The sequence below is a fragment of the Sphaerotilus montanus genome, assembly GCF_013410775.1.
Taxonomy (GTDB): domain Bacteria; phylum Pseudomonadota; class Gammaproteobacteria; order Burkholderiales; family Burkholderiaceae_C; genus Sphaerotilus; species Sphaerotilus montanus.
In genome coordinates, this window is the sequence record NZ_JACCFH010000001.1 from 3,678,097 (window position 1) to 3,701,300 (window position 23,204).

Consider the following 23,204-nt stretch of genomic DNA (forward strand, 5'->3'; position numbering starts at 1 on the left):
CCAACGCCATGAAAACCCAGATCGCCGACATCACCGCCCGCATCCGTGAACGCAGCCGTCCGCAGCGCGAGGCCTATCTTCGCCGGACACGGGCGGCGGCGGCGCAGCCCCGCGGGGCGGATCGCATGGGTTGCGCCAATGTGGCGCATGCGTTTGCCGCGCTGCCAGGCTCGGACAAGTTCCGTGTGGTGGCCGAGAAGGCGCCCAACATCGGCATCATCACCGCCTACAACGACCTGCTGTCGGCGCACCAGCCCTACGAGAGCTACCCGGCGCTGATCCGCGACGAGGCCCACCGCCAGGGCGCGACCGCGCAGGTGGCGGGCGGCGTGCCGGCGATGTGCGACGGCGTGACGCAGGGTTTCGCCGGCATGGAGCTGAGCCTGTTCTCGCGCGACACGATCGCGATGGCCGCGGCGGTCGGCCTCGCGCATGACGTGTTCGACGCGGCGCTGCTGCTGGGCGTGTGCGACAAGATCGTTCCCGGTCTGCTGATCGGTGCGCTGCAGTTCGGGCACCTGCCGTGCGTGTTCGTGCCGGCCGGGCCGATGAGCACGGGCCTGTCGAACAGCGACAAGTCCAAGGTCCGCGAGCAGTTCGCGCAAGGGCTGGTCGGGCGCGACAAGCTGCTCGAAGCCGAGTCCGCCGCCTACCACGGCGCTGGCACCTGCACCTTCTACGGCACCGCCAACTCCAACCAGATGCTGCTGGAGGCGATGGGCCTGCACGTGCCCGGCACCGCCTTCATCCACCCGCACGCCGGCCTGCGCGAGGCGCTCACCCGCGAGGCCGTGCGCACCGTGCTGTCGATCCGCAAGGGCCAGCGCTTCACGCCGATCGGCGAGCTGGTGGACGAGCGCTGCATCGTCAACGCGATGGTCGCGCTGCTGGCCACCGGCGGCTCCACCAACCACCTGATCCACTGGGTCGCGGTCGCGCGCTCGGCGGGCATCGTGATCGACTGGACCGATTTCTCCGAGCTGTCGGCCTGCACGCCGCTGCTGTCGCGGGTCTACCCGAACGGCAAGGCGGACGTGAACCAGTTCCAGGCGGCGGGCGGGCCGGGCTTCGTGCTGCGCGAGCTGCTCGACAGTGGCTGCCTGCACGGCGACGTGCTGACGGTCGCCGCCGGTGGCATGGCCGCCTACGGCCGCGTGCCGGCGCAGGGTGCGGACGGCACGCTGGTCTGGCACGACCTGCCGGCCACGCCGATCGATGACGCCATCGTGCGCACCGCGGCGGCGCCGTTCGGCGAGTCGGGTGGTCTCAAGCTGCTCGCCGGCAACCTGGGCCGCGGCGTGATGAAGGTCAGTGCGGTGCCCGAGGACCGCCACATCATCGAAGCCCCCGCCATCGTCTTCGACAGCCAGGAAGCGCTGCATGTCGCCTTCCGGGCGGGTGAGCTGGAGCGCGACTTTGTTGCCATCGTCCGCTTCCAGGGTCCGAAGGCCAACGGCATGCCCGAACTCCACAAGCTCACGCCGCCGCTGGCCGTGCAGCAGGACAAGGGCTTCCGCGTCGCGCTGGTCACCGACGGGCGCATGAGCGGTGCGTCGGGCAAGGTGCCGGCCGCCATCCACGTCAGCCCGGAAGTGCTGGCCGGTGGTCCGCTGGGCAAGGTGCGCACTGGCGATCTGGTGCGCGTCGACGCCGTCACTGGCACGCTGGATGCACTGGTGCCGGCCGACGAGTGGGCTGCCCGCGTGATCGAGGAGCGCCCGGAGGCGCTGACCGACGACGCTGGCCACGGCATGGGCCGCGAGCTGTTCGGCGGAATGCGCCGCAATGTCCGCACGGCCGAAGAAGGCGCCGTGACCTGGCTGTGAGCCGCGCGCTGCGATGCCGAACCCTTTCTGAACTGAACCCCTCTACCTGACCACGCCATGAACACCCTCGAACTCGCCGCCTGCGGCCCCGTCATCCCCGTCATCGTCATCGACCGCGTCGAGGACGCCGTCCCGCTGGCCCGTGCCCTCGTCGCTGGTGGTGTGCGCGTGCTGGAGGTGACGCTGCGCACGCCAGCCGCACTCGACTGCATCCGCGCCATGGTCGCCGCCGTGCCCGAGGCCATTGTCGGCGCCGGCACCGTGCGCTCCATCGCCGATGCGCAGGCCGCCAAGGACGCGGGCTGCCAGTTCGCCGTGAGCCCTGGCTACACGAGCGAGATCGGCCGCGCCTGCCTGGACATCGGCCTGCCGCTGCTGCCCGGTGTCTCCACCGCCAGCGAAGTCATGATGGCCAACGCCGACGGCTACCGCTTCCTGAAGCTGTTCCCGGCGACGGCGGTCGGCGGCATCAACCTGCTCAAGGCCTTTGCCAGCCCCTTCCACGACGTGGTGTTCTGTCCGACCGGCGGCATCACGCTGGACACCGCACCGCAGTTCCTCGCGTTGCCGAACGTCAAGGTCTGCGGCGGCTCCTGGCTGACGCCGGCCGACGCGGTCAAGTCCGGCGACTGGGCGCGCATCACGCGGCTGGCGGCCGAGGCGCAGGCACTGCGCTGATCGCGGTAACCTTCGGTCCATGCAATTTGCCGACCACACCGACGATCCCGAAGACACCGAATACTCGGCCGAGGAGCGCGCTGCCGCCGCCGCACGCAGCACCTGGGTCAGCGTGGTCGTCAACCTGTTCCTGACCGCCCTGCAGATCACGGTCGGCATCGTGGCGAAGTCGCAGGGTCTGGTGGCGGACGGCATCCACTCGCTGTCCGATCTGGTGGCCGACTTCGTCGTGCTGGCGGCCAACCGGCAAAGCCAGCGCGGTGCCGACGACAGCCACCCCTACGGCCACCAGCGGGTCGAGAACGCGGCCTCGCTGGTGCTGGGTGCGCTGCTGCTGGCGGTCGGCATCGGCATGGTCTGGTCGGCCTTCCAGAAACTGCAGTCGCCCGAGACGGTCGCCCCGGTGGGCATCGTCGCGCTGTGGGTGGCGGGTGCGGCCCTGCTCGCCAAGGAAGCGCTGTTCCGCTACATGCTGGCCGTGGCCAAGCGGGTCAAGTCCAGCATGCTGGTGGCCAATGCCTGGCACGCGCGCTCGGACGCGGCCTCGTCGCTGGTGGTGGGCATCGGCATTGCCGGCAACCTGCTGGGCTACCCGATCCTCGACCCGATCGCCGCGCTCATCGTCGGCTTCATGGTCGGCCGCATGGGCTGGGAGTTCGGCTGGGAGGCGATGCACGACCTGATGGACCGCGCCATCGACGACGAGGAGGTCGCTGCCATCCGCCAGACGCTGGTCGAGACGCCGGGCGTCAGCGGCGTGCACGACGTGCGCACCCGCAAGATGGGCGACATGATCGTGGTCGATGCCCACATCGAGGTGGACGGGACGCTCACCGTCGAGCAGGGCCACGACATCGCCGTCGAGGCGCGCCACCGCGTGCTGCAGCGCCACCGCGTGCTCAACCTGATGACCCACGTCGATCCGTGGCACCGCCCGGACCGTGACCACGGGCCGCAGGCGGTGTCGGCCAACGGCTGAGGGACGGGATTCCAGCTTCATTCAGGCTTCATGTCGGATGGATTCAATGCGTTCATCGACTCCCGGCCAGGGGATCGATGGACCTCGAAACGCAATCCACTCCCTCAGGAAACTCCGCATGAACAAGATCCTCGCCCTCATCGCCGCCCTGCTGACCGCCACGGGCGCCATGGCGGGCCCGGCCTGCACCGCCACCGAAGACAAGTGGATGAAGGAAGCCGACTTCAAGACCAAGATCGAAGGTCAGGGCTACACCATCAAGACCTTCAAGGTCAGCAAGGGCAAGTGCTACGAGATCTACGGCTTCGACAAGGCTGGCAAGAAGGTCGAGATCTACTTCGATCCGGTCACCGCCGCCCCGCTCGAATCGAAGTGATCTTTCCCCGATCCTGACCGGGCAGACGCCATGAGCACCATCCCCCACAACCCAGAAGAACCCCAGGGTGCCGTGAAAGTCTGGGATCCGTTCGTGCGGGTCTTTCACTGGAGCCTGGTCAGTTGTGTGCTGCTGAACTATTTCGTCATCGATGATGGCGAAACCATCCACCAGTGGCTCGGCTACGTGGCCAGTGCCCTGGTGGTGATGCGCATCGTGTGGGGGTTCATCGGCACCCGCCATGCGCGTTTTGCCGACTTCTTTCCGACACGGGCCCGCCTGCGCGCCCACATCGTGGCGATGCGCAGCGGGAAGGAAGCATCCCATGCCGGTCACAATCCGCTCGGCGCGCTGATGATGCTGGCGCTGATGGCGGTGGTGCTCGGCCTGGGCGTGACCGGTTTCCTGCAGACGACCGACACCTTCTGGGGTGAGGAGTGGCTGCAGGATCTGCACGAGGTGCTGGGCTCCGCGTTGATCGCGCTGGCGGGCTTGCACGCGGCTGCGGCGATCATCATGGGTCGCATCGAGCGCACCAACCTGGTGGCCGCGATGGTCACCGGCGTCAAGCAGCGGCGCTGAACCCGTTCCGTTCACCACGGAACCGAACGACGACCGAAGGGCGAGACACCGTGCACCTGCTGCTGCTGGAAGACGATCCCACACTGGGTGAAGGACTGCGCGACTACCTGCGCAGCGAGGGGCATGTCGTGGACTGGTGCCTGCGCCTGAACGATGCCGCGGTGCTGCTCAGCGAGCCCTATGACGCGCTGCTGATCGACTGGCAATTGCCGGACGGCAGCGGGCTGGACTGGCTGCGGCGTCTGCGCCAGCGCGGTCTGACCACGCCGGCGCTGATGCTGACGGCGCGTGACCTGCTCAGCGACCGGGTGCGGGGACTGGACGCCGGGGCCGATGACTACCTGGTCAAGCCCTTCGAGCCCGAAGAACTGGCCGCGCGGCTGCGCGCGGTGTGCCGCCGCACGGCGGGAACGGGCGGCGAGCGGATCGAATTCGGTGCGGTGCAGGTCGATCTCACCGCCAAGGCTGTCTGGCACGCGCAGGTCCGTGTCGATCTGACGGCGCGGGAATGGGCGCTGCTGGAGGCGCTGGTGCTGCGCGCCGGGCGCATCGTGTCCCGCAGTGACCTGGACAGGCTGGTCATCGGCCAGGACGCCGAGGTGTCCAGCAATGTGCTGGAAGTCCACATCTCCAACCTGCGCCGCAAGCTCGGGCGCACGTTCATCGAGACGGTGCGCGGCCTGGGTTACCGCGTCATGCCGTGCGCGTGAGGCCACCCCTGTCGATCCGTCGGCGCATGCTGGCGTCGCTGCTGTGGGTGTCGGTGGTCTGGGGCGTGGTGGCGCCGCTGACCGTGGTGCTGACGATCCGCCACGAGATCAACGAACTGCTGGACGACACGCTGCGGGCCTCTGCGCAAGCGTTGTCGGGGGTGCTGAAGGGCACGCTGCCGCTGGGTTCGCTGCCCCATGTGCCGGGTGGCGCGACCATCAGCCCGGCGGGTGACTTCGTGCGCGGGCGATTCGCCTGGCAACTGGTCGGTCCGGGGGCGGATGTGGAGTTTCATTCACCGCACGCGCCCGAAACGGCACTGATGCCGCGTCCGAGCATCGGCTTTGCCAATTCAGCCCTGGGCTGGCGTGTGCTCGGCGTGGCGATCGGCCACCAGGGCCACGTGCTGTACGTGGCGCAGACGCTCGACGAGCGCACCGAGGCGCTGCGTGACGCTGCCCTGAACACGATGATGGCCTCGCTGTCGGTGTGGGCGGTGTGCCTGGTGGGGTTGCTGCGGCGCATGCGCTCCGAGCTGGCGCAGATCGACCGGCTGGTGGCGGATGTGCAGGCCCACGATCCGCTGGATGGCACGAAGACGCTGCCGCCGGTGACCCGGGAAGAGTTGCGCCCGATCCGCGACGCGATCGACGACCTGGGCAGCCGGCTGGCGGTGCGGGTGCGCAACGAGCGGGCGTTCACCGCCCATGCGGCACACGCGCTGCGCACGCCTCTGGCCGGCATGGACGCACAACTGGCGGTCGCGCTGCGCGAGTGCGCGCCTGCGCAGCAGCCTCGCCTGCAGCGCGTGCGCGAGGCGGCCCGGCGATTCGCGCGGGTGGTGAGCGCGCTGCTGACGCTGTTCCGCAGCGGGGCCGAACTGCACCGGCAGCCGGTCGATGTCGCGACCCTGCTGGCGCGCATGCCGGTGGCGAGGCTGGAGGTGCGGCTGGTCGACGCCCCGGGCGAGGGCCCGATGGTGGTGCCGGACGCCGATCCCGACCTGCTCGCGGCGGCGCTGGCGAACCTGCTCGACAACGCGGTGCGGCATGGCGCCCGGTCGGTCGAGGTGGGGGTGGATGCGCAGTCTGCGGGCGGGTGGTGCCTCCGGGTGACGGATGACGGGCCGGGCCTGACCCCCGACATGCTGCAGACCCTGCAGGCCACGCTCGATCAGGAGGACTACTCGGCGCTGTCCGGCCTGGGTCTGATTCTGGCGGACCTGATCGCCCGCGCGCACGGGGGGCGTCTGCACCTCGACCACGGCCCGTCGGGCAACGGGCTGCGGGTGGAGATGACGCTGGCCCGTGACCGGTCCGCGGCCCGCCTCACTCGGGGACGAACCAGTCCCCTTCCGGCTGCAGCCGTGCGTGACGAGGATCGGTGAACCGCATCAGCCAGGTGCCCTGCGAGCCGTGGCGCCGGCCCGGGCCCAGGGTGAAGCGGGGGTAGGCGGTGGCGGTGGCCGCCTCTTCGGCCCCTTCGAGCAGTTCGGCGAGGTAAGCCCGGCTGACGCGCGCGCCCATGCGGCGCAACGCGTTGGCGGTCACTTCGCAGGCCGAATAGGTGTGGCCTTGCAACCGGATCAACGCCGGGTCGCTGGCCAGTGCGCGCTGGTGCGACTGCAGCCACTGGCCGACGTTCTGCGCCACGCGGGGCAGGTGGCGCTCGATGGGTGCATAGGGCCAGGTCAGCTGGACGGCGGCCCGCCAGGATGGCGCCACGGCGCCCGCGTCCAGGTCGATCAGCTCACCCGATGCGAGCACGCGCGGTGCCCCCGGAGGGGGCTCGTGCCGTGTGGTCCACGCGGACAGGGCCATGCCCGGCAGCCACAGGGCCAGCGCATCGTGTTTCCCCAGGCCCGACAACCATGCCGCGGTGTCTGGTGCGTCCGGGGCATGGACCCACCACTCGGGGCGGCGGACCACCGGACGGGTTCCCAGGCGTTCGACGAGGCGGCGGGCTCCGATGGCCGCTCCTTCGTGGCGGGGTTCGACGACGAGGTGGATCTGTCGCCAGCCGCCGGGCGGGGCGTGCTCGACCAGCACCTCGGCCATCGTGGCCGCGTCCAGGCTGACACCACGTGAAAAATGGAAGGACCAGACCGAGGGCTGGCTGTCGTCGACCGAGGCGGTGTTGGGCAGCACGCAGGGCAGGGCGTCGCGTTCGCAGTGCTGCTGGATGGCTTGCCAGGCGCCACGCCCGGTCGGGCCGGTGATGCCCGAGACGAGGGCGAACACCGGCTGCTGGCGCTGCAGCGCCTCCAGCTCGGTCGGCCAGCGCGCCGGGTCGGCGCCGAGCTGCCAGCGGTGCAGGGTCCAGGCCGGCGGGGCGTGCGGGCTGTCCTGCGCTGGCGGGCTGCGCTCGGCCATGCACTGGACGAGCAGGTCCGTGGCCGCCTGCCGCACGGCCGGCGTGTTGTCGGCGGTCTCGATCGTGGCCAGGTGCAGGGTGCGGCCGTCGTGCCCCGGTGCTTCGCCGATGCGCAGCGTCGTGGTGTAGGCGGCCAGGTCGCGCACCTCGGCCTCGGTGAGCTGGTAGCGTGGCATCAGCGCATCCATCGACTGCCCGGTGGGGCCGATGCCCCGGTTCAGTGCACGCAGCAGCGTTTCGAGCGAGTAGGCCGGGCGGATCTGGGCTGCAGGAGCCTGTCGGGTCAGGTGGGAGAAGACGCGTGGCTGGCGTGGCTGGACCGGCCGACCGGGTGCAAAAAGGATGCTGCCGACGATCGGCGGCACGGCCGTGCTGCCCTCGGCGCCACCCATGCCGCTGGCCCGGTGGCACTGGATGCAGGCGGCCTCCTGGCCCTGCACCGCCACGCCGTTGCCGCGCTGTGCTTCCACGGGCGAACGATCGGCGCGCAGCCCTTCGCGAAAAAGCTGCGCGCCCCGGGTGACTGCGCTGTCGGCCTGTGCGGCGGGTTCCTCGGGGCGGGCCTGCCCGGCGGCGAGCCCGGTCAGCAGGAGCAGCCCCACCCGAAGGTACCGGGTCGCCCGGCGCGCCGTGGTCATGGGGCTGTCGCGAACGCCACACGCAGCAACTCGTCGGGCGTCGCGTAGCCATCCAGCCGCCGCCACTGCCCCGGCGCGCTGCCTTTCGGGCGAACAAAGGTCACGGGGGTGTGGCCCATCTTGTCGGGGCGGTAGACGTTGAAGGCGCGCTGCACGGCATCGATCGCGTCGGTGCTGCCCGTGTGGAAGCGCCACTGCGCACCCGCGCTGAACCGCGCCGCGTAGTCGCGCAGCCGTGCCGGGCTGTCGTGCTCGGGGTCGATCGAGACCGACACCATCTGCACCTGCTCGCGGCGTGTGCCCAGCCGATCCTGCAGCGCCGCAAAGATCTGCGACATCGGTGGACACACGGTCGTGCAGCTGGTGAAGATGAAGTTGAGCAGCACGGGCCGCTGCGCGTCCAGGCTGGTGGCGAACTCCACCGACGGCCCGCTGTGGCTGCGCAGGCGCACCGCGGGCAGGCGCACCGTCACGGGCAGGCTTGCCCCCGCGCTGCTGGCGGTGGTCACCGGCGGTGTCAGGCAGAGATCCTCCAGCGGGGTCTGCACGGGCGCCGAGGGTGGGCGTGGTTGCGCCTGGGCCGCCGACAGACCGGCTGCCAGCAGGCTCGGCACCACCCACCTGGCGGCGCGGGAAGCGATCCTCCCGCAGCGTCGCGCGGCCATGGCGCTCAGGCGACGACGAAGCGCCGCATCATCTCGTGGTCTTCGTGCGAGAGGATGTGGCAGTGCCAGACGTATTCGCCCGGCCGGTCGAAGCGCACCAGGATCCGCGTGATCTCGCCCGGGTAGGCCACGACCGTGTCCTTGCGACCGGCTTCGTTCGGCTCGGCGGGCCGGGCCGGGCCGAGCGTGGTCACGCCGGTCAGCCAGCCGCCCACGGTGCTGCCACCCGCGCCCATGGGCTTGGGCACGACGACGCCGTCGAAGGCCTGGCGGTTCAGCACCCGGAAGGCGGTCTGGTGCAGGTGGATCGGGTGCGCGTCCACGGTGGTGTTGTGGAACTCCCAGAGCTCGGTGCTGCCGAGGGCCATGCGCTCGGTGACCGGGTCCGAATAGAAGAAGGTGCCGTGGGCGGGGCTGGTCGGGTTGCCTGCGGCAGGATTCACCGTGCCCAGCAGGGTCTGCAGGCGGTTGTAGGGATCGACACCCTCGACCAGCAGCAGCTTGCGCACGGGAACGCCGGCCGTCACAAGGGCTGGCAGCGGGCCGAGCACGGGCCGCAACGATGCCGGCAGCGTGGTGTGGGGGCGCTGCGTGTCCAGGGCGAGGCTGACGGGGAAGGCCATGATCTGCCCCGCTGACGCGGGATCGACCGGGGCACCGAAGGGGAACGGCGTCGGCGCGGTGTTGACCAGCGTGATCCGCTGCCCGGCCAGTCCCCTGAAGCTCACGACCAGGTCCGCCCGTTCGCCCGGTGCCAGCACGAGGTGCGTCAGCGGCACCGGCGCGTTCATCAGGCCGAGTTCGGTGCCCACCTGGTGGAAGGCCAGGGTGTTGCCGTCTGCGCGCCGGAACTGCAGGTCGTAGAACCGCGAGTCCGAGCCGTTGAGCACCCGCAGCCGGTATGCGCGTGGTTCCACCGCGTGCTGCGGCCAGGGCACCCCGTTGACCAGGATGAAGTCGCCGAAGAATTCGGGCAGATGGGTGGTGCGGGGGGCGCTCGGATTGAGCGGGTCGGTCGAGGGGTAGAACAGCCGGCCGGTGCTGTCGAACATCCGGTCCTGGATCACGAGCGGCACTTCGTAGGGGCTGGCAGGCAGCCGGTTGCGCTGCAGCAGCCAATCCTCGTTGGCATCGCGGATGAAGTAGTGCCCGGCCAGCCCCATGAACACGTTCAGCCGCGTCACGCCCAGGGCGTGGTCGTGGTACCAGAGGTGCCCGGCTTCCTGCTGGTGCTGGTAGGTGTAGGGGGTGCTCCAGAGGCGCCCGGCGTAGTCGGGTTGTCCGTCCAGGTTGCGGTCCGCGGTGGTCCATGCATCCGGCAGGCCATCGGTGATGGTCGGCTGGTCACCGCCATGGCGGTGGGCCACCAGTGGCACGGGCGCCAGACCTCCGAGGTTGCCCGGATTGGCCCACATCAGCGTGGTGTCCAGTGGCAGCCGGTAGCCGAGTTGGCGAGGGCCGGCGCCCAGTTGGTTCACGTAGCTGACGGTGATCTTGCTGCCGGACCGGACCGAGAAGCTGCGACCCGGTGACGTGGGCGACTGCGTCGGGGTGCCGTAGCCCCAGAGCACGGTGGAGAGCTTGTTGCCAGCGGGCGATACCAGTCCGATCTGGCTCACGAATTCCCGCAGCAGCAAGGTGTAGCTGCTTCCACCGGGCGTCGTCGCCGCGAACGCATTGAGCGGAGCGTTCGGGTTGGGCAGTGGCTGGACGAACTTGGGGTGGCTGCCGCCTTGCAGGAGCTGGGTCCCTGTGGTGACTTGACCCGCTGCGGTTTGCGCGTTGGCGGTGCTCAGAGAGGTCGTGGCGCCCAGACTGGCCACCGCGCCACGCTTCAAGATGCTGCGTCGACTGATCATGCTGTCCCTCAGAAAAAGCTGAAGACAGTGTGAAGTTTGTGAACTAATCCCTCAATACGTGAAGATATTTTTAGCCATTGACACAACAGGGTATTAATTCTCGGTTCAGTCGAACTATTTCGAACGCTTTTCAAGAATGAAATTGGCCCCGGCGTACTGCCCCAGGGTCTCGGTGAGCACCGGCATCACCTCCTGCAGCATCGAATGCAGCACGAACGGTGGATTGATCACCAGCATCCCGCTGCCGAGCATGCCGAAGCCGCTCTGGTCCGGCTCGGCCACCGACATGCGCACATGCACCCAGCCGCGCTTGGCCTGCGCGTCTGCCGCGGCCTTGAGCCGGTCGGTCATCTCCTTGGGTTCGAGTCGCTGCAACTGCGGATACCACACCAGGATCACGGCGTCGGCGAAGCGCTCCAGCCCGTCCCGCACGGCGGCGACCACCTTGGTGTAGTCGGTCTTGATCTCGTAGCTCGGGTCGATCAGCACCACGCCGCGGCGCGACGGGGGCGGCAGTTCGGCCTTCAGCCCCGCGAAGCCGTCGGAGTTCATCACCGCGGTTTCGCGGCGGGTTTCCAGCGCGGTCTGCAGCAGCGGGAAGTCGGTCGAGTGCAGCTCGTACAGGCGCATCCGGTCGTCGGCGCGCAGCAGCATCTGGGCGAGCGCGGGCGAGCCGGGGTAGCGCGTCAGGCGGTCGGGCTGCGGGTTGAAGCGGCGCACCAGCGCGAGGTAGTCGTTCAGCGCGGCGGGCAGGTCCTTGCGGCCGAACAGGCGGCCCACGCCGTCGTCGTACTCGGCGTGCTTGCGGGCGTGGTTGCTGTCGAGGCCGTAGCCACCGGCGCCCGCGTGGGTGTCGACGAGGGTGAAGGGCTTGTCCTTTTCCGCCATGTAGCGGAGCACCTGCGTGAAGACGAGGTGCTTGAGGACATCGGCATGGTTGCCGGCATGGAAGGCGTGTCGGTAGGCGAGCATGGCGGGATTGTCGCTGCTTCCCGCCGTGATGGACATCAAGGCTTGTGCATGGCCGGATGGGGGAGGAGGTTCCTAGAATGGGCGACTGTCTCTATCAATACAAGGATTTGCCATGTCCGCCGCGCTCGACCAGTACCGCCAGAAACTCCGCACCCCCCAGGACGCGACCGCCTTGGTGCGCGATGGCGACACCGTGCTGGTCGCCTCCGCGGTGGGCGAGCCGCCGGCCCTGCTGCAGGCGCTGGCCGCCCGGCGCGCCGAACTGAACGACGTGACGCTCAGCCAGTTGCTGCCGCTGTCGCCGCAGGCCTACATGGACGTGGACAGCGCGCCGCACATCCGCCACCGCTCGCTGTTCCTGAGTGCAGCGGTGCGCGCCGGCTTCAAGGCGGGCTGGGCCGATCTGGTGCCGTGCCATTTCTCGGAGATCCCGCGGCTGGTGCGGCGCGGCGAGCAGCGCTGCGAGGTGGTGATGACGATGGCCTCGCCGATGGACGCGCACGGCTACTTCTCCATCAGCCTCAGCCCCGACTTCACGATGGCGGCGATCGAGCGCACGCGCGACCTCGTGCTGGAGGTGAACCCGAACGTGCCCTACGCCTTCGGCAACTGCCACGTCCACATCTCGCAGGTCAGCGCGCTGATCGAGTCGGAGGCGCCGCTGCGGGAGGTCGGCCTCCCGCAGATCAACGAGATCCAGCGCACCATCGGGCTGCATGTCGCCGAACTGGTGAAGGACGGCGACACGCTGCAGCTCGGCTACGGCAGCATCCCGGACGCGGTGGTGATGCAGCTGGGCGGCAAGAAGGATCTGGGCATCCACACGGAGATGATCGGGGACGGGCTGATCTCGCTGCTGGAGAGCGGGGCGGTGACGGGGCGGCGCAAGAACTTCCTGCCCGGCAAGATCGTCGCCACCTTCGGCATGGGCACGAAGCGGCTCTACCAGGCGATGGACCGCAACCCGACGCTGGAGATGCACCCGGTCGACTTCACCAACGACCCCGCGATCGCCGGCCAGAACGACAACCTCGTGGCGATCAACGCGACGCTGCAGGTGGACCTGTTCGGCCAGTGCGGCTCGGAAAGTCTGGGGCCGAATCCGTACTCGGGCACCGGCGGGCAGACCGATTTCATCCGCGCGGCGAACCGCTCGAACGGCGGGCGCGGGATCATCGTGCTGCCGTCCACCGCCAAGGGCGACACCATCTCGCGCATCGTGCCGACGCTGACGCCGGGCACGCTCGTCTCGACCAGCAAGAACGACGTGAACTACGTGGTCAGCGAGTACGGGGTGGCGCAGTTGCGGGGGAAGAGCCTGCGGGCGCGGGCGCGGGAGTTGATCGCGATCGCGCATCCGGCGTTTCGTGACGAATTGCGTGCTGCGGCCAGAAGCCTGAGCCTGTAGCGATCAGCGTGGATCCCCAGGAATTGCGTGCCATTTCGGGACATTGCGCGACAAGAAAACTTTGCAGAATCGAAGGGTAGTCGCCACTTCCGGCCGCGCGTTGGCTCGGCTCGACCTCCCATGGACTTGCTTCATCGATATTCGGTTCAGACGCGTCAGTGGCTGCTGGTCGGCCTCAGCGCCCTGACCGTCTGCACCAGCGTGGCGGTCGGTCTCACCGTGGCGGACCGGCTGGCCAGGGACAGCGAGATGGCTTTCGTGGCCAAGGATGTGGTGGCCGACATCCTGCCGCCGCCGATGTACCTGATCGAGGCGCGCCTGGTGCTGTCGCAGGCGCTGGAAGGCAGTCTGGCGCCGACCCAGGCGGTGCAGGAGATCGAGCGGCTGGAGAAGGAGTACCTGGCGCGCGTGGACTACTGGACAGCGCATCCCCCCTTCGGGCTGGAGCATGATCTGCTGGGCGCGCAGCACGAGACGGGCAAGGCGTTTCTCGCGGCAACCCTGGCGGACCTGCGGGCCCTGGCGGCGGGCCGGGTACAGGACGCCCGTGTACAGCTCAGCGATTTGCATCACATCTACCAGGCGCACCGGGCGGCGGTCGATGTGACCGTGGCGTCTGGCAATGCGCTGGCAGCGCAGTCCATGTCGGCGTTCGCGCGCACCCACGAACTGGTGCCCCTGGTGCTGGGTGGTCTGCTCGCGCTGGGACTGGCGAGCGTGAGCGCGTTCGGCTGGATCATCTCTCGGGCAATCGTCGCGCCACTGTCCAGCGCGGTGGAGTTGGCTGAGGCGGTGGCCGGAGGTGACCTGTCGGTGCAGGTCGAGGTGCATGGCCAGGACGAGCCGGCCCGGCTGCTGCAGGCACTCAACCGCATGAGTACGCGCCTGGGCACGATGGTCGATGGCGTGCGCCGCAGCTGTCAGCACATCGACCAGGCCAGCGCCGAGATCACGGCCGGCAATGTCCATCTCAAATCCCGTGCCGATGCCCATGAAGGCGAGATGCGCATGGCCGAGGCCAGCCTGAAATCAGTCAGTGCCATCGTTGACCAGAATGCGCAGGCCGCTCGCTCAGCCGAGACGCTGCTGCAGTCGGTGTCCGCGGTGGCTGGCGAAGGCATGGCTTCCATGGACCGGATGGTCGAGACGATGCACGCGATTTCCACCTCGTCGCACCGGGTGGCCGACATCGTGGAGGTGATCGAGTCGATCGCGTTCCAGACCAACCTGCTGGCGCTGAACGCGGCGGTCGAGGCTGCCCGTGCCGGCGACAAGGGGCGCGGGTTCGCCGTGGTGGCGACCGAGGTGCGCCAGCTCGCCCACCGCTCGTCGCACGCGGCCCGCGAGATCCGCACGCTGGCCCGCACCAGCACCGAGCAGGTCAGCAGCGGCCACCACCTTGCCCGCGACGCCAGCAGCGCCATCCACCGCATGGTCGACCGGGTGGACCAGATGAACGCCCTGGTGCGTGGCACCTCGGCATCGGCCCAGGCCCAGAGCGCCAGCATCGGCCAGCTTGGCGCGCTGGTCGATTCGCTCGCGCGCGACGCCAGCTCGAACGCCTCGCTCGTGGCCCAGGGCACCGCCCTGGCATCCGAACTCGAAAGCAACGCCCAGGTGCTGGCCGAGTCGGTGCGTCAATTCCGGGTGAACGCAGCGCCGGTGGTCTGAAAACGGCCGCTTTTTCTTGGTATTGGTGCCGCAGGCCGCTCTACAGAATCAACAGCAAAGCCATACCGTTCACCCGCCTGTCGGTCCCCTTTGTCCTGACGCCAGAATTGACCAAACATGCCAGTATCCGCCGCCCTCCACGCCGCGCTCGATCGCTCCCACATCGTGGTCGAGTTCGATCTGAACGAGCATCTGATCGAGGTCAACAGCAACTTTCTGACGCTGATGGGCACCACCCGGGAGGGTGCCCTGGGGCAACCGCACGAACATTTTCTGCCCCAGTCTGCAGAGGCGACCCAGATTCGGCAACACCTGTGGCAACAGTTGCGTCTGGGCGAGACCGTGTGGGGCGAGTTCATCTACCAGAACGCCCAGGGTCGCCGGGTCTGGCTGAGTTCCATCTACACGCCATTTCTGGACAAGGCGGACCAGACCGGCAAGGTGATCCACATCGCCCGCGACATCACCGAGGCCAAGACCGCCTCGCTGGAGGCGCAGAGCAAGCTGGCTGCGATCGCTCGCTCGCAGTGCATCATCGAGTTCGACCTGTCTGGCCAGGTGCTGACGGCCAATGACAACTTCCTGAAGCTGACCGGTTACACGCTGGACGAGATCCAGGGCCAGCACCACCGCCTGTTCATCGATCGGGACGAGGCCAAGAGCGGGTCCTATCGCCAGTTCTGGCAGAAGCTTGGCCGGGGCGAGTTTGATGCGGGCGAGTATCTGCGCTTCGGCAAGGGCGGTCGGCGGGTCTGGCTGAATGCCACCTACAACCCCATCCTGGACCTGGAGGGGCAGCCGTACAAAGTGGTCAAGTTCTGCACCGACATCACCACGGTCAAGCTGGCCCAGATGGAAGCCGAGGCGCGCATGCTCGCGTTGTCCAGCAGCAATTGCCTGATGGAGATGGACCGCAGCGGCGTGATCCTGGGCTTCAACGGGCGCATGCAGCAGGCGATTGGCTACAGTGCGGCCGAGCTGGCGGGCAAGGAGGAAGCGCAGCTGATGTTCGACGAGGATCGCAACGATGCACGCTACCTGGAGCTCTGGAAGAAATTGCAGGAGGGTCTTTCGCACCAGGGCGAGTTCCGGCGCAAGAGCGCCAGCGGCAAGGAAATCTGGTTCTCGGCGACCTGCAGCCCGCTGATCGGGTTGGACGGCTTGCTCGTCAAGGTGGTCATGGTTGCCCAGAACATCACCGACGACAAGCTCAACCGTCTGGACACCGAAGGCAAGCTCAATGCGATCCACCGCGCGCAGGCGGTTGTCGAGCTGGACATGGGCGGCCGGGTGCTCACGGCCAACAGCAACTTCCTTGACCTGCTGAACTACCGGCTGGAGGACGTGCTCGGTCGCCACCACCGGATGTTCGTCGATCCGACCTATGCGGCGTCTCCCGACTACCTGGGGTTCTGGGAGCGCCTGTCGCGGGGCGAATTCGAGGCCGGTGAATACAAGCGCATCGGGCGTGATGGCAAGGAGGTCTGGATCCAGGCCACCTACAACCCGATCTTCGACCCGCTGGGCAGGCCGGTGAAGGTGGTGAAATTTGCCAGCGACGTGACGGCCAGCAAGCTCAAGAGTGCAGAGTTCGTGGCCAAGGTGGCGGCCATTGACCTGGGACAGGCGGTCATCGAGTTCGACCTGAACGGTCATGTGCTGACTGCCAACCGCAACTTCCTGTCTGCGATGGGCTACACGCTGCGCGAGATTCAGGGTCACCACCACAGCATTTTCTGTTCTGCCCAGTACGTGCAGAGCGTCGAATACCGTGACTTCTGGCTGCGTCTGAGCGAGGGGCACTGCATCAGCGGCCGCTTCCAGCGCGTGGGCAAGTTCAACCGGGACGTGTGGATCCAGGCCTCCTACAACCCGATCCGCGACCTGAACGGCAATGTCACCAAGGTGGTGAAGTACGCCTACGACGTCACCAACGAAGTGCAGATGGAGCAGCGCATCGACGCCAAGTCGCAGGAGATGGCCGAGAGCGTGCGTGGCCTGGTGCTGAGCATCGGAGAAATTGCACGCAACTCTGGCGTGGCCGCCGACATGGCCGGTGAGGCCACCAGTGCGGCGCGCTCGGGCTTCGAGGCGCTGCAGAAATCGATCAAGTCGATCGGCGCGATCCAGACCAGCTCGACCCGCGTCTCCGAGATCGTGCGGGTGATCGGCGAGATCGCCAACCAGACCAACCTGCTGGCCTTCAATGCGGCCATTGAGGCAGCCCGCGCCGGCCAGCACGGTGTGGGCTTCTCCGTGGTGGCCGGTGAGGTACGCAAGCTGGCCGAACGCAGTTCGGCGGCCGCTCACGAGATTGCCAAGCTCATCGACGATTCGGTGCTGCAGGTCGGGCAGGGTGCCGAGGTCAGCCGGGAGGCGGCCCGCAGTTTCGAGGGTGTCCTCAGCAGTGTCAACCGCACCGGCAGCAGCGTGGCCGAGATCGCCCGTGCCACCGAGTCGCAGCGCCAGAGAGCCCATGAGGTGTCCTGCCTCATCACCGCACTGAGCGCCGAGTCGCGTGTCTGAGACCATGGGCGGCCTGGTTCCTTCACCACAGGCGATCGACAGGGGCTACGGCGGTTTCACCTTGGGCGGGATCAGTCTGGCCTTGCCGATGGCGGCCTTGCGCGAGGTGGTGCCCTGCACCGCGCTGATCCAGTTACCCACCGCAGCTCCTTGCGTGATCGGTGGCATCGATCTGCGGGGTGTGCTCGTGCCAGTGATCGATCTGCGGATCGTGCTTGGCCGGGATGCGCCCGATTGCGCCCGACCCTGCGTGGTGCTGATGGTGCACGGCGGCAGCATCCTGGGGCTGCTGTGCGATGGTGTGACAGGCGTGTTCTTCAGCCAGGAAGGGCACTTGAGCCGAGCCACCTCGACCTCCACCAATGCCATTGCATCGTTGCTGGCCGGCAGCATCCGGCGCGAGGACGACGGTACCTTGGTGAATGTGCTCTCGCCTCAGGCGTTGGTGCAACTGCCGCTGGTGCCGCTGGTGGTCGACCCTGAGCCTGGCCGACAGCTGACGCTGACCGATGCCTCGGCGGTGGTGATCAACGACCAGTCCGTGCCGGTGATGCTGTTCCGCTGCGGGCAGGTGCCACTGGCGATTGACGCCATGTCGGTGCATGCCACGCTGTCGCAGCCCCGTGTGCAGCCATCCGTGCTGGCCCGCGGGCATTGCCGTGGCGTGCTCGACTACGCCGGGCAGCAGATCCCGGTGGTCGATGTACTCGGGCTGTGTGGCCTCGGCGAGGGCTCTGCCGTTGACACCGGGGACCACCATGCATTCGTGGTGCGCTTGGATACCGGCTTGCTGGCATTCCTGGTGGACAAGGTGCTGGATGTTGCGCGCACCCTGCCAGGCGATGTCATGCGGGTGCCGGCCTTTGCGCTGCCGCATCCGCGGCTGTTTGCGGGCGGGCTGTCGCTGTCCGGGCTGCCGGAGGATGTGGTGCAGCAGTTTCCGACGGCCATCAGCCAGTTCCTGCTGCTCGATGGCGCTGCATTGAAGACCGACCCCCAGTTGTTGGAACTGGCCCGGATGGGCCTGGGCGAAGAACGGTACGGGGCCCGTGTGCAGATCGGAGCCTCCTCGGAGATGGACATGGTGCAGGGGGCCGGGCAGCGCTCGATGGTCACCTACCAGCTCGGCGTCGAAACCGCTTCTCCGATCGAGCAGATCATGGAGATCCTGCCCTACACCTGCGATGTGTCGATTTTCGAGGTTCGGGGTGCGTTGCTCGGGCTGGTGGCACACCGTGGGCGGTCGATTCCGGTGCTGTGCCTGTGCCGGCTGGTCGGACTGCCTTCCCCGGCGGTGTCACCGGCTGTCAGCGTTCTGGTGGTCGAAGTCGATGGCGTGCTGACCGGGTTCGCCGTGCCGACCCTGCGCAGCATCGAGTCCGCCGACTGGGAGCCTGCACTGCCCCGCATGGGTGTGGGTGGGCCTGATGAACTCGCCTGTGCCTTGCAGTCTCGCCAGCTGGCACAGGTCCGTGGGGGAGGGCCCCCGCGCATGCTGAAGGTACTGGACCTGCAACGCGTGGCCCGTGCGCTGCACCAGTTGCATGTGCCCGTGCCATAGGCTGCGCGGATGCATGGTCCCGTGGCGGAGTCGATCACCGAGTCTGCGTCCGAACTGGCCTCAGCCGCCCTGCATCAGTGCCATCAGTTCCTCGGCACGCAACACCCCCGCGACTTCACTCCCCTCCAGCACACTGTCCGCCAGCTCCCGCTTGTCTTGGTGCAACGCCACGATCTTCTCCTCCAGCGTCCCTGCCCGCACCAGCCGGTAGACCGTCACCGGCCGCTGCTGCCCGATGCGGTGGGCGCGTCCTGAGGCCTGGTCCTCGGCGGCCGGGTTCCACCACGGATCGGCGATCACCACATAGTCCGCCACCGTCAGGTTCAGCCCGAACCCACCCGCCTTCAGGCTGATCAGGAAAAAGTCCCCATCCCCGCCCTGGAACGCCGCCACCCGCTTCGTCCGCTCCAGCGCCGGCGTGGACCCGTCGAGGTACTGATACCGCAACCCCGCCGCATCCAGCGGCTCCTTCAGCAGCGCCAGGAAGTCGACGAACTGGCTGAACACCAGCGCCTTGTGGCCGTTGGCGGCGAGTTCGGCCGCCAGCTCCCCGAACGCCTTCACCTTCGCCCCGACCAGCTGGATTTCCGGCGTCACCAGCCGCGGATCACACGCCGCCCGCCGCAGCTTCGTGAGCTGCGCGAGGATGTTCAGGTGCGACTGGCCAGGCTTGTCGTCCTCCATCGCCTTCTCGGCGTCGCGCAACGCCTGCCGGCGCAGCGCCTCGTAATGCGCGTGCTCGGTCGCGTCGGCGTCCACCAGCATCGTCAGCTCGGTGCGCGGCGGCAGGTCGTCGAGCACCTGTGCCTTGGTGCGGCGCAGGATGAACGGCGCAATCAGTTTCCTCAGCGTCCGCTGCGCCCCCCGATGCCGGTCGCGCTCGATCGGCACCGCGAAGCGCAGGTTGAACGCCGCCATCGTCCCGAGCAGCCCCGGATTGCACACCCGCATGATCGACCACAGCTCCGACAGCCGGTTCTCGATCGGCGTGCCCGACAGCGCCAGCCGGAAATCCGCGCCCAGCTCATGCACGGCCTGGCTGCGCTTGGCGGTGGCGTTCTTGATCGCCTGCGCTTCGTCGAGCACCAGCGTGTGCCACTGCCGCGCCGCGAAGGCCGCGCCGTTGAGCTGCTGCAGCTGGTAGGACACGAGCACCACGTCGCCCGCCCCCAGCTCGGCCAGCAGCGCATCCCGGTCCCCCTGCGCATCGCCTTCCGCATACGGCAGCAGCCGCAGCGACGGCGCGAACCTGCGCGCCTCCGCCTGCCAGTTGCCGATCAGCGAGGTCGGCGCGATCACCAGCGCCGGCCCGCCCGCCGCCCGCGCCAGCAGCACAGCCAGTGCCTGCAGCGTCTTGCCCAGCCCCATGTCGTCGGCCAGCACCGCGCCCAGCCCCGTCTCGGCCAGCCGCATCGCCCACTGGTAGCCTTCCTCCTGGTACGGCCGCAGCGTCGCCTGCAAGGTGCGCGGCAACACCGGCTCGAACTGCTGCGCCTCCACCAGCCGGTCGATCTGCGTGCGGAACGCCTGGTCGCTGTCCAGATCCGCGCCCTTCAGCGTCGTGTCCAGCCACGCGGCGGCCACGGGCGTCACGCGGGCGGCATCGGTGCGGTGGATCTCGGCGACGCTGGCGAGTTCGTCCAGCCGGCTGCGCAGCTCCTCCGTCAGCGCCAGATAACGCCCTTCGCCCATCGGGATGAAGCGGCTCTTCTCGCTGGCGCTCCAGTCCAGCAGCCGGCCCAGGCTGACGACAAGCTGCTCGTTGAGCGTCACGCCGCCTTGCAGGGCCAGCCATTCCGAGCCGGACTTGACGTTCACCTTCAATGCCCCGAGGCCGGCGGTGTCGACCCGGATCGCCTTGCCCTTGGGCCAGTCCAGCGCCATCACGGCATTCAGCGTGTGCAGCCGCTCCAGCAGCGCCAGCGCCTGGTCCGGCTGCTCGACCAGCCATGCCGCGGGCGCGTCGGCCAGTGGCGGCGTGAGCATCGGGCAGGCGTCCACCGTCGTCTCCAGATGCGAGCGCTCGGCCGCGAGGTCGCGCTGCACGCCCAGCGTCTCGTCGCCGACCTTGGCGATCAGGCGGGCGCGGCCGCTGCCGGGGTTGACGCGCGGCCCGTCGGTGCCAAAGGGCATCACCACCAGCCGCAGCGCCACGCCGTCGCCCTCGGGCGTGAGTTCGGCGCGCAGGCGGGATTCGGCTGGCACGTCGCGGGCGGCGGCGGTCGTGTCGCTCTGGACCTGGAAATGCGCGCCCAGGCTGCGCAGCACCTCGTCGAGCTGGCTGGCCGCCGCCTTCGGCACCTCCAGCCCAGCGCCGATCAGCTGCGCCGCGCGGGTCTGCGCGGCGTTCAGGCGGACCAGCCGCGCGTGCTGCGGCCCGTCGCGCAGGATCGTCAGCACACGCAGCGCGTCGGCTTCCTTCTGGTCGGCCGCGCTGGTGATCCAGAGCTGCGGCTCCTGGCGTTCGGCGGCCGGATCGGTCCAGCGCGGCGGCGGTTGCAGCGCCACCCGCAGCCGGTCGCCGAGGTCGGTGACATCCAGCGTGGGTGGCACCTCTGCCAGCGCCACATGCACGTCGGGCGTGTCGTCGAACTCGACGTGCGGATGCCCGACCAGTGCCACCGCTGCCGCGGCCAGATCGAAGCGCAGGCTGCGGTCGCGCGGGTTGACACGCAGCGTGCGGGCGACCACGGCGTCGTGCACCGGCAGCGTCTCGGCCTTGGAGAGCTTGAGCAGCGAAGCCGCCTTGGGCTTGCCCCAGCCGCGCAGGCCGCGTTTCTGCTCCATCGGCGTGATGTCGCCGACCGCGCCGAAGTCGTTGATGGTGATCACCCAGACCAGCCGGGTCTCGGCCGCGGTGACCGTGGTGCCCGGACTCTCCGCCGTTCCGCCACCCGCGATGGCGGCCAGGGCCGACAGGGCGCTGCGCCAGCGCTCGCCTTCCTGCGGGGTGTCCACGAAGAAGGACGCCGGCGCGTGTTGGCCCCGGAGCACGGCCAGCGCGGCGTCGAGCTGTGCGCGCAGGTCGTGCAGGCCGCCGGCTGTCAGGCGCTCGCCCAGCAGGCGTGCGGCGTCCAGCTGGGCGGCGTTGAGCGGCTCGGCGCCCGGCCGGTCTTTCAGCCAGGCACGCACCATCCAGCGGCCCAGGTCGAGCTGGTCGAGGTGGAATTCGTTGGTCCGGGGCAGGAAGGTCTGCAGGTCGCGCCGCGCATCGCCCAGCTTCATCTGGATCGCCAGTGCGAACACGCCCCAGGGGGTCTCCAGCACGGGCTGGCGCTTGCCGCCTTCGGCCAGGCAGAACTTGAGTGCCTTCTGCAGGGACGCCGGCCGGGCATCGGCCAGCAGTGCGAGGACGTAGCTGAAGCCGACCGGCGGCGACACGAGGGCCTTGCGCTTGCCGGACAGCGTGCGCATCACCTCCTGCACGGCGTCCACGCCGGCGATGCAGCCCGCCCAGTCCCCGCTGCGGAAGCGGTGCACGGCCTCGTACGACGCGGCCACTGCGCGCCAGACCGGCAGACCCGCGTCCAGGTCGGCGTCGCCGGGCTGGAGCATGGTTTCCAGTGCGGGCGCCACCTCGTCGAAGCGCCCGGCCAGCATCAGGTGCTCGGCTTGCACGATGGGCAGCGTGGTCAGGCGCACGACGGCGGCGAGGGCCGGATCGGCGAGTGCCCGCCGGCGCAGGTCCTCGGTCATCGCCAGCAGCGGCAGATGGCCCGGATTCACCCAGTGCAGGTTGAGCAGGATGAGGTTCTCGCGCAGGGTCTCGGCCTGCAGCTGCGGGTGCATCCGGGCGAAGAGGACTTCGTCGAGCACGTCGTGCAGCGCACGCTCCAGCACGGCGTCCCATTCCATGCCCCAGCGGCAGCCCAGGCGGAGCGGCTCCAGCGCTGGCGCGTCCTGCCCGCTGAACACCGCCAGCCGCGTGACGGCGCAGGCGAGTTCCATGGTGTCGAAATGCCAGTAGGCCGTGCCGAAGCGGGCGGCGGAGCGGCTGCTGTCCGCGTTCAGCAGGGCGTCGCGCAGGGTGTTCGCGGGGGCGCGCTGCAGCAGCGCGAGGTAGGTGGCGCTGTGGTGCCGGGGGTGCACGCGCCAGCCGCCCTGGCGCTGCGGATGTTCGACGACTTGCCCGGCGGCGGCGAGTGCCTCCAGCGTCGTGCGCACCTGCTCGCCGGTGTAGCGTTTGCCGTCCCGGTTGCGCCAGCCCAGCTCGGCCAGCAAGGTGGTGATCCAGCTGCGCACGCGGTAGGTGGCGCCGAGCGCCAGGGCATGTAGGACATCGCGCTGTTCTTGTGCAGCGCCATCAAGCTGGGGGGGGGTAGGGGTCGCACGCATGGCGCCGCATTCTGCCTCGTCCGAGGGGGTGCACCCGGTTTGCG

At 68.9% G+C, this 23,204-nt stretch carries 16 protein-coding genes; 11 read left to right on the forward strand and 5 right to left on the reverse strand.

Annotated features, from left to right (window positions below):
- Positions 1-8: 8 nt before the first annotated feature.
- The 7 genes from edd to BDD16_RS16800 all read left to right on the forward strand — a co-directional run bounded on the left by edd (position 9) and on the right by BDD16_RS16800 (position 6,539).
- Entirely contained in the window at positions 9-1,826 is a 1,818-nt protein-coding gene (edd, locus tag BDD16_RS16770; protein ID WP_179634994.1) for a phosphogluconate dehydratase, read from the forward strand.
- Between the two features lie 57 nt (positions 1,827-1,883).
- Positions 1,884-2,504 (forward strand): bifunctional 4-hydroxy-2-oxoglutarate aldolase/2-dehydro-3-deoxy-phosphogluconate aldolase, encoded by a 621-nt coding sequence (locus BDD16_RS16775; protein ID WP_179634995.1) that lies wholly within the window; start codon positions 1,884-1,886, stop codon positions 2,502-2,504.
- 19 nt (positions 2,505-2,523) lie between these two features.
- Complete coding sequence (locus tag BDD16_RS16780) at positions 2,524-3,483, forward strand: cation diffusion facilitator family transporter (RefSeq protein WP_179634996.1); 960 nt, start codon at positions 2,524-2,526, stop codon at positions 3,481-3,483.
- A 118-nt stretch (positions 3,484-3,601) separates the two neighbouring features.
- Positions 3,602-3,859, forward strand: a complete 258-nt coding sequence (locus BDD16_RS16785; RefSeq protein WP_179634997.1) for a PepSY domain-containing protein — start codon at positions 3,602-3,604, stop codon at positions 3,857-3,859.
- Positions 3,860-3,889: 30 nt separating this feature from the next.
- The gene (locus BDD16_RS16790) at positions 3,890-4,441 is read left to right on the forward strand and encodes a cytochrome b/b6 domain-containing protein (RefSeq protein ID WP_179634998.1); all 552 of its coding nucleotides are present in this window, start codon (positions 3,890-3,892) and stop codon (positions 4,439-4,441) included.
- A gap of 50 nt (positions 4,442-4,491) precedes the next feature.
- The gene (locus BDD16_RS16795; protein WP_179634999.1) at positions 4,492-5,151 is read left to right on the forward strand and encodes a response regulator transcription factor; all 660 of its coding nucleotides are present in this window, start codon (positions 4,492-4,494) and stop codon (positions 5,149-5,151) included.
- 26 nt (positions 5,152-5,177) lie between these two features.
- Complete coding sequence (locus BDD16_RS16800) at positions 5,178-6,539, forward strand: sensor histidine kinase (RefSeq protein WP_179636205.1); 1,362 nt, start codon at positions 5,178-5,180, stop codon at positions 6,537-6,539.
- Here BDD16_RS16800 and BDD16_RS16805 read toward each other — a convergent pair.
- The 4 genes from BDD16_RS16805 to BDD16_RS16820 form a co-directional block, all read right to left on the reverse strand.
- Positions 6,481-8,163 (reverse strand): c-type cytochrome, encoded by a 1,683-nt coding sequence (locus BDD16_RS16805; protein WP_179635000.1) that lies wholly within the window; start codon positions 8,161-8,163, stop codon positions 6,481-6,483. The genes BDD16_RS16800 and BDD16_RS16805 overlap by 59 nt on opposite strands.
- A complete protein-coding gene (locus tag BDD16_RS16810) occupies positions 8,160-8,828 on the reverse strand; it encodes an SCO family protein (RefSeq protein WP_179635001.1) in 669 nt (222 codons plus the stop codon). The genes BDD16_RS16805 and BDD16_RS16810 overlap by 4 nt, the downstream gene beginning before the upstream one ends.
- Positions 8,829-8,833: 5 nt before the next feature.
- Entirely contained in the window at positions 8,834-10,687 is a 1,854-nt protein-coding gene (locus tag BDD16_RS16815) for a multicopper oxidase family protein (RefSeq protein ID WP_179635002.1), read from the reverse strand.
- 114 nt (positions 10,688-10,801) lie between these two features.
- Positions 10,802-11,659: a 23S rRNA (adenine(2030)-N(6))-methyltransferase RlmJ gene (locus tag BDD16_RS16820; RefSeq protein WP_179635003.1), complete on the reverse strand. Its 858-nt coding sequence runs from the start codon at positions 11,657-11,659 to the stop codon at positions 10,802-10,804.
- Positions 11,660-11,771: 112 nt separating this feature from the next.
- Between BDD16_RS16820 and BDD16_RS16825 the strand changes: the two genes are divergently transcribed.
- The 4 genes from BDD16_RS16825 to BDD16_RS16840 all read left to right on the forward strand — a co-directional run bounded on the left by BDD16_RS16825 (position 11,772) and on the right by BDD16_RS16840 (position 18,825).
- Entirely contained in the window at positions 11,772-13,067 is a 1,296-nt protein-coding gene (locus BDD16_RS16825; protein WP_179635004.1) for an acetyl-CoA hydrolase/transferase family protein, read from the forward strand.
- A gap of 120 nt (positions 13,068-13,187) precedes the next feature.
- Positions 13,188-14,738, forward strand: coding sequence for a methyl-accepting chemotaxis protein (locus BDD16_RS16830; RefSeq protein WP_179635005.1), 1,551 nt, complete (start codon positions 13,188-13,190; stop codon positions 14,736-14,738).
- A gap of 117 nt (positions 14,739-14,855) precedes the next feature.
- Positions 14,856-17,264 carry a methyl-accepting chemotaxis protein gene (locus BDD16_RS16835; protein ID WP_179635006.1) on the forward strand — a complete coding sequence of 803 codons (2,409 nt, stop codon included), beginning with the start codon at positions 14,856-14,858 and terminating at the stop codon, positions 17,262-17,264.
- Complete coding sequence (locus BDD16_RS16840) at positions 17,257-18,825, forward strand: chemotaxis protein CheW (protein ID WP_179635007.1); 1,569 nt, start codon at positions 17,257-17,259, stop codon at positions 18,823-18,825. The genes BDD16_RS16835 and BDD16_RS16840 overlap by 8 nt, the downstream gene beginning before the upstream one ends.
- 60 nt (positions 18,826-18,885) lie before the next feature.
- On the opposite strand, the gene BDD16_RS16845 is transcribed toward BDD16_RS16840, so the two are convergent.
- Complete coding sequence (locus BDD16_RS16845) at positions 18,886-23,160, reverse strand: DEAD/DEAH box helicase (protein ID WP_179635008.1); 4,275 nt, start codon at positions 23,158-23,160, stop codon at positions 18,886-18,888.
- Positions 23,161-23,204 lie beyond the last annotated feature (44 nt).

Coding starts and splice junctions, on each gene's coding strand:
- edd (WP_179634994.1), top strand. CDS start 9: ATGAAAACCCAGATCGCCGACATCACCGCCCGCATCCGTGAACGCAGC.
- BDD16_RS16775 (WP_179634995.1), top strand. CDS start 1,884: ATGAACACCCTCGAACTCGCCGCCTGCGGCCCCGTCATCCCCGTCATC.
- BDD16_RS16780 (WP_179634996.1), top strand. CDS start 2,524: ATGCAATTTGCCGACCACACCGACGATCCCGAAGACACCGAATACTCG.
- BDD16_RS16785 (WP_179634997.1), top strand. CDS start 3,602: ATGAACAAGATCCTCGCCCTCATCGCCGCCCTGCTGACCGCCACGGGC.
- BDD16_RS16790 (WP_179634998.1), top strand. CDS start 3,890: ATGAGCACCATCCCCCACAACCCAGAAGAACCCCAGGGTGCCGTGAAA.
- BDD16_RS16800 (WP_179636205.1), top strand. CDS start 5,178: ATGCTGGCGTCGCTGCTGTGGGTGTCGGTGGTCTGGGGCGTGGTGGCG.
- BDD16_RS16805 (WP_179635000.1), bottom strand. CDS start 8,163: ATGACCACGGCGCGCCGGGCGACCCGGTACCTTCGGGTGGGGCTGCTC.
- BDD16_RS16810 (WP_179635001.1), bottom strand. CDS start 8,828: ATGGCCGCGCGACGCTGCGGGAGGATCGCTTCCCGCGCCGCCAGGTGG.
- BDD16_RS16815 (WP_179635002.1), bottom strand. CDS start 10,687: ATGATCAGTCGACGCAGCATCTTGAAGCGTGGCGCGGTGGCCAGTCTG.
- BDD16_RS16820 (WP_179635003.1), bottom strand. CDS start 11,659: ATGCTCGCCTACCGACACGCCTTCCATGCCGGCAACCATGCCGATGTC.
- BDD16_RS16825 (WP_179635004.1), top strand. CDS start 11,772: ATGTCCGCCGCGCTCGACCAGTACCGCCAGAAACTCCGCACCCCCCAG.
- BDD16_RS16830 (WP_179635005.1), top strand. CDS start 13,188: ATGGACTTGCTTCATCGATATTCGGTTCAGACGCGTCAGTGGCTGCTG.
- BDD16_RS16835 (WP_179635006.1), top strand. CDS start 14,856: ATGCCAGTATCCGCCGCCCTCCACGCCGCGCTCGATCGCTCCCACATC.
- BDD16_RS16845 (WP_179635008.1), bottom strand. CDS start 23,160: ATGCGTGCGACCCCTACCCCCCCCCAGCTTGATGGCGCTGCACAAGAA.